The organism is Hyphomicrobium sulfonivorans (genome assembly GCF_013306565.1).
Lineage (GTDB): Bacteria > Pseudomonadota > Alphaproteobacteria > Rhizobiales > Hyphomicrobiaceae > Hyphomicrobium_A > Hyphomicrobium_A sulfonivorans.
On the sequence record NZ_PZPO01000008.1, the window covers coordinates 64,414 to 71,626 of the forward strand.

The 7,213-nt window shown below is 60.5% G+C and carries 5 protein-coding genes, 1 tRNA gene and 1 riboswitch; of the genes, 3 read left to right on the plus strand and 3 right to left on the minus strand.

Features of this window, described 5'->3' with window-relative positions; genetic code table 11:
• Positions 1–108: 108 nt before the first annotated feature.
• From C6Y62_RS15900 to C6Y62_RS15910, 3 genes are all read right to left on the minus strand, one after another.
• On the minus strand, positions 109–624 hold the full coding sequence (locus C6Y62_RS15900) for a hypothetical protein (protein ID WP_068462213.1): 516 nt from the start codon (positions 622–624) through the stop codon (positions 109–111).
• Positions 624–1,670, minus strand: coding sequence for a Fe(3+) ABC transporter substrate-binding protein (locus tag C6Y62_RS15905; RefSeq protein ID WP_173954756.1), 1,047 nt, complete (start codon positions 1,668–1,670; stop codon positions 624–626). Before C6Y62_RS15905 ends, C6Y62_RS15900 begins: the two co-directional genes overlap by 1 nt.
• 145 nt (positions 1,671–1,815) lie before the next feature.
• Positions 1,816–3,084 (minus strand): sensor histidine kinase, encoded by a 1,269-nt coding sequence (locus C6Y62_RS15910; protein WP_173954757.1) that lies wholly within the window; start codon positions 3,082–3,084, stop codon positions 1,816–1,818.
• A 258-nt stretch (positions 3,085–3,342) separates the two neighbouring features.
• Here C6Y62_RS15910 and C6Y62_RS15915 point away from each other — a divergent pair, with 258 nt between their 5' ends.
• The 3 genes from C6Y62_RS15915 to C6Y62_RS15925 all read left to right on the plus strand — a co-directional run bounded on the left by C6Y62_RS15915 (position 3,343) and on the right by C6Y62_RS15925 (position 6,805).
• The gene (locus C6Y62_RS15915) at positions 3,343–3,714 is read left to right on the plus strand and encodes a phasin family protein (protein WP_068462219.1); all 372 of its coding nucleotides are present in this window, start codon (positions 3,343–3,345) and stop codon (positions 3,712–3,714) included.
• A gap of 222 nt (positions 3,715–3,936) precedes the next feature.
• A tRNA-His gene (locus C6Y62_RS15920) sits at positions 3,937–4,013 on the plus strand.
• A 286-nt stretch (positions 4,014–4,299) separates the two neighbouring features.
• Positions 4,300–4,517, plus strand: a riboswitch (cobalamin riboswitch).
• A 245-nt stretch (positions 4,518–4,762) separates the two neighbouring features.
• On the plus strand, positions 4,763–6,805 hold the full coding sequence (locus C6Y62_RS15925) for a TonB-dependent receptor plug domain-containing protein (protein ID WP_173954758.1): 2,043 nt from the start codon (positions 4,763–4,765) through the stop codon (positions 6,803–6,805).
• Positions 6,806–7,213: the final 408 nt, after the last annotated feature.

Genomic DNA, 7,213 nt, shown 5'->3' on the forward strand with positions numbered 1-7,213 from the left:
TCGATCTCATTGAAGGAAAAAACGCGGAGCAAAGAAAAAGCCGGAGCAGGTTTCGAGATGATCGAATCGGCTCCGGCTTTTTATATCGTCACTGGTCGTTGGCGGCCATCAGCAGAGGCTGCGCGGGCTCGGCACTACGAGGCCAGCGCCCATGAAGGCTGTGCCGGGTGATAGCAACTGGCCGGCATCGCGCAGGCAGCGTGCGAAGCTGTCGGCGCCTTCGATTGCCTCCTCGACGTCATCGCTGCCCAGCAAGGCAATCGCGCAGGCCTTGAAGGCCGGGCAGGTGCTGTGCTGGCAGGCGGCAACCATCGAAATGGCCAGGCACTCGTCGCGGCAGAAGCGGGCGCATTGCGCCGGGAACACCTCGATGCGACGCTCGGCAGTGTCCTGCACAGCGCGCACCCAGCATGCCAGCTCCGTCATCAGCGGCTTTGCAGCGCGAGGGCCAACGGCCTTGGAGAACTCGTGCCAGGCAACTTCCCAGCAGCCAATGTCGCTGGTCTGGAAGCCTTGCAGCCAACAGCGGAAGCCTACGCCCACAAGGCGCTCGGCGGCGGGAAACATCGCAGCGGCGGGGATGGCAGTATCCCGGCCCAGCTTGAAGGTATCGATCTCAGACATCAGTTGGTCCCCTGATCGAACTGTACGCGGTCGACAAGTTCAGATGCTTTCTTACGCAGCTTGGCGATATCGGAAAGCGGCAGCGGATCGGCCTTCAAGGGGCCCCAGCTCTGCACGAGCTCCGAAGCCGGAATGCCTTCCACCACCGGATATTCGCCGTTGGCTTCGGCATAGATCTTCTGGGCTTCTGGCGAAACGAAAAATTCCATCAGCTTCTGCGCATTTTCCTTGTTGGGAGCGTGCGCTGCCATAGCAACGCCCGAGACGTTGACATGGGTTCCTCGATCGTCGGCATTCGGAAACACAATGCGCACTGCCTCGGCCCATTCGCGGGTCTCTGGCTTGTTCATCATTGCGCGCATGTAATAGGTGTTGCCGATCGCTATGTCGCAAAGGCCGGCTTTGACATCGCGCACTGCTTCGCGATCACCACCGGCGGGCTTGCGGCCCAGATTGTCCTTGAGGCCACGCAGCCACTTCTCGGCTTCCTCTTCACCGTGATGAGCGATCATCGAAGCGATGAGGGCGATATTGTAGGTGTGCTGGCCGGAGCGGATGCAGACCTTGCCGCGCCATTTCGGATCGGCCAGTTCCTCATAGGTGAACTTGTCCTGCTTCACGCGATCCTTGGACGCGTAAACTACGCGCGCGCGCCGCGTAAGGCCGAACCACTGGTTCTGGTCGTCGCGCCATGCGGCGGGAACGGACGTGTTCAAAATCTCGGAGTTTACCGGCTGCGTAACGCCTGCCTCGACGGCCTGAACGAGCAGGCCGGAGTCATTGCTTAGGATGAGATCGGCGGGGCTGTTTTTGCCCTCGGCCTGAATGCGCTCGATAAGGCCTTTCGGCGTGAAAACGGCATTGACCTTGATGCCGGTTTCCTTGGTGAACTGGTCGAGCAGCGGTTTGATGAGACCGGGCTCGCGGAACGAATAGATATTGACCTCGCCATCGGCAGCATGGCCGGCGGCGGCAAATGCGAAGCTCGAAACCGCGACGGCTGTGGCGCACACAGCGTGACGCAGGAAAGCCTTGGTGGACCGCATGAGAAACTCCAATAAGCGGGGTTCAAGGCCCCGGTATCGGTGGATACGACGGGCGAGTGGCGTGCCCGCTAAGCGATCATCCCTAACGTGGCGCGAAGTGTGCCGTCAACAAAAGTGCTTGAAATGCCAATAGATTAGAAATCGTCTAATTCGAAGTAGCGGCGGGCGGCACGATGCGGTCGCGTGGAAAAACCAGAGCGACTGCGGTGCCTTCGCCAGTCGCACTGTCGATTTCGAGCCTGGCGCCGTTGGCTTCGGCGAGGCTGCGTGCCAGCGGCAATCCGATGCCGAGCCCGCCGGTGGTGCTGGGTTTGGGCTCCTGAGGCACGCTGGCCTTCAACACGGCTTCGATCTGTTCCGCCGTCATCCCGGAGCCGGTGTCCTGCACGGCAATGAAGATGGAGCGGTTGAAGCCGAGGCCGGTGACGACGCGGACATCGCCGTCGCGCGGTGTAAACTTGATCGCGTTCGAGAGCAGGTTGAAAAGCACCTGCTTGATCGCGGTTGCGTCGGCCCGCACGAGTGGAAGCTGATTGTGGAACTCGACCGACAGCTTCAGCCCGGCTTCTTCAGCCAGCGGGCGAACGGCCGAGACCGAGCTGTTGGCCAGCGCGTTGAGATCGATCTCGGTTATTTCCGGCGCGGCGGATGCCTGATCGGCGATATCGCCGCCCAGCAGGCGGCTTATCAGCGCCAAGGCGTGGCGGGCGTTGTCGTGGATGTCGGAGCTGTAATCGCGGTAGCGCTCGTTCTCTAGCGCGCCGAAGCGTTGATCGCGCATGATTTCGGCGGCAGCGGCTATGGCGCTCAAGGGGGTGCGTAACTCGTGGGCGAGCTTTGATACGCGTGCCTTGCGCTCGATTTCTGCGGCGGATGCATCTGCCGCGTCTTCATCATCTGCGTCGGTCGGCAGGGGTTCTGATCGTGCCCCGGCAAAGCCATTACGGATCGCGTTGGCGATTTTTGATAGCGTCGCGGCATCGTCAGGGTTGGGCGCCGAGGGCGCGGGCAGTGGGCTCAACGGGCTGGCGATAGCCGCTTTGCCGCCTTCATCTCCGTCGGCGCTGATCGCTCCTGGCTTTGGGGTCGGAGATGCCGTTGCATTAGTGCTGCCTGAGGTGGCGATGCTCACCAGCACAAGCTCCGGCGGCGTGGCTGTGCCGGCGTTATCAGGCAAGGCTGCGACGTCGCACAGCAGGCTTTCCGCGCCATAGGCGGTCCAGAACACGAGCGGCTCACGGCGGCCGCCATCCAGCGTTTCGCGGATCATGGCGCGCAGGCGCACAAGACCGGGCATGGCGGCGTCGAGTGTTCCGGAAGCGGCGTCGGGACGCAGGCCAAGGCGGGCGGCGCCGGCGGCGTTGGCGGCAAGAACGCGACCGCGTGCAGGGTCGATGATCCATGCCGGATCCAATCGGCCTGCCAGTGCTCTGGCCGGGTCTGCTGCTAGGTTAGGTCTCAGAGCGTGCTCGCCATCTGTGGACATCGAAAATACCAAATGCTTCAAATCTGTTAGCGCGCCGCGCCGCTGGCGTCCATCTGCATGCAGCTACACCGACGCGTATCCCACACGCATTTCGCGATCATGCAATAAAAGAACGCGCTATATTCCTGTTTGGTCGGGATCGTGTGTCCGGCCCTATAACCATACCGGCCAGGGAGAAAGCCCCCAATGTCCGACAAGCCGCAATTTGAGTTTCCTGAGGCGGTTCGAGAGCTTGCCGAGCGCAACGTCGAGCAGGCCCGCACTGCCTATAACCAATTCATTGATATGGCGCGGAAGGTCCAGGATACGCTCGCGACATCGCAAGGCGCCGTGACTTCCAGCGCGGCTGAGATGCAGTCGCAGATTGCGAAATTTGCCGAGCAGAATATCCAGGCCAGCTTTTCCTTCGCCACGGATCTGTCGCGGGCGCGCGATCTTAAGGAATACATGGAAATTCAACAGCGTTACGCGCAGAAGCAGATGCAGACCTTCGCCCATCAGGCCCATGTTCTTGGCCGGCTGGTTAGTGAAGCGGCGCAAAAGGCGCAGGGGCGCTGAGGCGCAGTTGCCTTGGTGTGGGCGGTGCGGCGCGCCCTTGGTCTGCGCCGTTTCGATGCAATTTCATCGCGGATCTTGCTTCCGAGCGCCGGTCGCTGTATTGCACGGCCTCCTTACGTCAAAGTGCTCAGCCTGCTAGGGTCACATTGCGGCCCCGACGGGCAGCCTCGATGGATTGACTTTCAGGCTCGTGCTGACGTAAGTCCCTGATGTTAAATATGTGCCGCCTTAGCTCAGTTGGTTAGAGCGCTAGATTGTGGATCTAGAGGTCCCCGGTTCGAGCCCGGGAGGTGGTACCATCATCCCAATAACTCCCCCCAGATTACTTAGCGCCTGAGAGCGTTGCGGCGACTCCTCAAGGGGCGCAATGCGCTGCGCCAGGCTGGCGGCCTTGCGGGGTGCGCTTCCTTTTCAGCTGAAGTTCGTCCGTCCGGCAGCATTGCAATGTTCTGCCGGCGCTTCTGGCTGGGCGATATGATTGGCCGGCGCAGCCTGAGCAAGTGATTCGCGTTGCTGTGCGGTAACACTCAAGAGTGGCGCAAGCTGTTCCGTAGGCTTTCGCGTTGACATTGTGGCGACGTTGAGGCGCTCTAAAGGGGCGACGGTTTCGCTGTTCACGGTAAGTGTGCAGCGATGAAAAGGGAACACGGTGAGGCTCTGTCCGATGCCGTGGCTGCTCCCGCAACTGTAAGCGGTTAGTTCTTTTCGCAAATGCCACTGCCGGCTCGCGTTGAGCCAGTGGGAAGGCCGGAGAGAATGTCTGAGCCGTGAGCCAGGAGACCTGCCGCCGCAAGTCGCCCATCCTCCATGCGGGACGCTTGGTGGAACGGTCAACCGTAGTGGCGACTGATGTGTAACCGAAGGGGGCCCACGTCAGCATGTCTAGCTACGGTGTCATCATCCGACACTGATGAATTGAGACGGTTCCGGCCGCAGTGTGCCGCAGCTTGCGCTGTGGCCAACGAAGGCTGTTGTTTCAGTGCGTTGTAGTTTGCGTGTGTGATGTTGAGCTTCCCCGAGGCTCAGTTCTGCGTAACGGGGGGCTATCATGTATTTGCGTTGGTCACGGCGGAATTCCGCCCAGTCTATTCACGCGCGCTTGCTTGCGCTTACAGTTTCCGTCGTAGCCATTGCCGGCGCTACCGGAGCCAATGCGCAGACAGCGGATGATCTCGCGGCTGCCGAGCTGCCGCCGCTTGAGGTCGAAGGTTCCCAGAAAAAGAAGGTCGTGAAGAAGCGGCCGAATGCTGAGCCGCAGGTGCCGGTGGCGCAGGCGAGCGGTTCGGGTGCCGGCACGACCGACGCTACGGTATCGCATACCGCCAATAACACGCCGACCGACGCTGCGAAGGTGGGTTCGTCCGTAGTGGTGCTGACGGAGAAGGATCTCAACGCGCAGTCGAAGACCTACCTGAAGGATTACCTTCAGCAGGTGACGGGTGTGAACTTCAGCCAGAACGGTCCGCCCGGCACGACGACGCGTATCAGCGTACGCGGTGTTTCCATCAAGTATGTGAAGGTGCTGGTTGACGGTATCGATGTCAGCGATCCGTCGGGCACGACGACGGAAACCCACTTCCAGCATTTGATGGTTGGTGACGTTTCGCGCATCGAGGTGTTGAAGGGTTCGCAGAGCACGCTCTACGGCGGCGACGCCATCGGCGGCGTTATCAGCATCGAAACCAAGGCGGCTACAAAGCCCGGCTTCTTCCAGAGCGGCAGCGCCGAATACGGCACGTACAACACCTATAACGGCAACTACACCGCCGGTTTCGCCGCCGCTGATGGCAGCAACATCGCGCTTTCGGTGCAGGGCGTGAACACCGATGGCTTCTCAGCGTATGCGCGCGGCACCGAAGACGACGGCTATCGCAACCTTACGCTCTCGGGGCGCGGCAAATATCGTGTCTCGGATGCGGTATCGCTGTTCTTCGCCGGCCGCACGACCGATGCTCGTTACTACTATGATGATTTCGGCGCCGACGCCTACAACTACGGCGATTTTGCGCAGCATGCGGGCCGCGCCGGCATGGAAGTGTCGATGCTGGGCGGCGCATTCATCAACACGTTCGCCATTCAGGGCATGACCGTCACGCGCGATCTTTTCCAGGAGAACTCGAATCCGAAGGGCTCGTTCTACGACGGTGATCGCATCAAGGGCGAATACAAGGGCGTGCTGTCCATCAACGAGCGGCTGGCGTTTCTTGCCGGTGCCGACTGGGAGCGCACAAGCGTAAGCAACAGCAATATCAGCTACAGTCCGTCAGCTGACATTGCCGGCGTCTATGCTCAGCTGATGATGGAGCCAATTGACGGCCTGATGCTGACCGGTGGTGGACGCGTTGATGAGCATAGCGAGTTTGGCCGCTTCAACACATATCGTCTGACCGCTGCCTATCAGCTTCCGGGCACTGAAACCAAAATCCGCGGCTCTCTCGCCACGGGTTTCCGCGCTCCGGCGTTGGATGAAATGTACGGTATGTACCTGCCTTGGTATCAGTACTACGGCAACACCGCTCTTACGCCGGAAGAGAGCAAGAGCTGGGATGTCGGCATCGATCAGGGGTTTCATCAGGGCCGCTACCTGTTGAGCGCAACCTACTTCGAGATCGACACAGAAAATGCGATCATCTTTGACTGGACCGGTTGTACGCCAACTGTTCCCTGCATGATCAATGTTCCCGGCGTAACGAACCGTCGTGGCGTCGAGTTGAGTGCGACTGCGCAGTTTACGGATTATCTGGCAATGTCGGCGGGCTATACCTACACTGATACGGAGATTCCTTCGGGTGCACGACTGGCGTTCGTTCCAAAGCATAGCTTGGTGCTCGGCCTGGACGTGAAGCCGATCGACAAGGTTGAGCTGAATGTCGTTGGTCAGTACGTGGTGGATACCTTCCAGAGCGCTACAACTCACCTGGACGATTACTTCCTGCTGAGCGCGAAGGCTTCGTATGAGTTCACGCCCGGCTGGAAGGCCTATGTGCGCGGCGAGAACTTGCTCGACGAGAAGTATCAAACCATCGCCACCTACGGCACCGCTGGCCTGACCGTGTTCGGTGGTATCCAGATGGCGATGCCAGCCAACTGAACTGCGCGGCTTCCACCCGGTGCTGCGACTTTAGCTGCGCCGGGTATCGTGTTGCGATAGGGCACACGAAAAATGCCTACCCTACCGACTTCGAGGATCCCGCCCTCGAAACCCCCGGAGCGCGTTGCCCAGATTTGGGTGGCGCGCTCCAACGCTCTTGCGCGCCGATAGGTAGCGCCAGTGTCTTAGGCGCGCCTGCCGACCATCATCGTAGCCTTGCAGGCTTAGGCATAAGCCTGCTCCTGCTGTGTGCGCCGCCTCTCCCGTCACGGTCTGTTAAGCTGAACTGCCCCCCATCGCTGGACCACGCGGAGCTGGAAAAGCCAGCTTGTTTTCGTCAGGGCGGGCCGTGTGCCGCTGACGGTCCGAAGAGCGTTATCGGCGGTTTGTTGCCGATCGCGCTATGTG

Bases quoted from the DNA above. Each gene is read 5' to 3' on its own strand.
- C6Y62_RS15900 (WP_068462213.1), bottom strand. From the start codon at position 624: ATGTCTGAGATCGATACCTTCAAGCTGGGCCGGGATACTGCCATCCCC.
- C6Y62_RS15905 (WP_173954756.1), bottom strand. From the start codon at position 1,670: ATGCGGTCCACCAAGGCTTTCCTGCGTCACGCTGTGTGCGCCACAGCC.
- C6Y62_RS15915 (WP_068462219.1), top strand. From the start codon at position 3,343: ATGTCCGACAAGCCGCAATTTGAGTTTCCTGAGGCGGTTCGAGAGCTT.
- C6Y62_RS15925 (WP_173954758.1), top strand. From the start codon at position 4,763: ATGTATTTGCGTTGGTCACGGCGGAATTCCGCCCAGTCTATTCACGCG.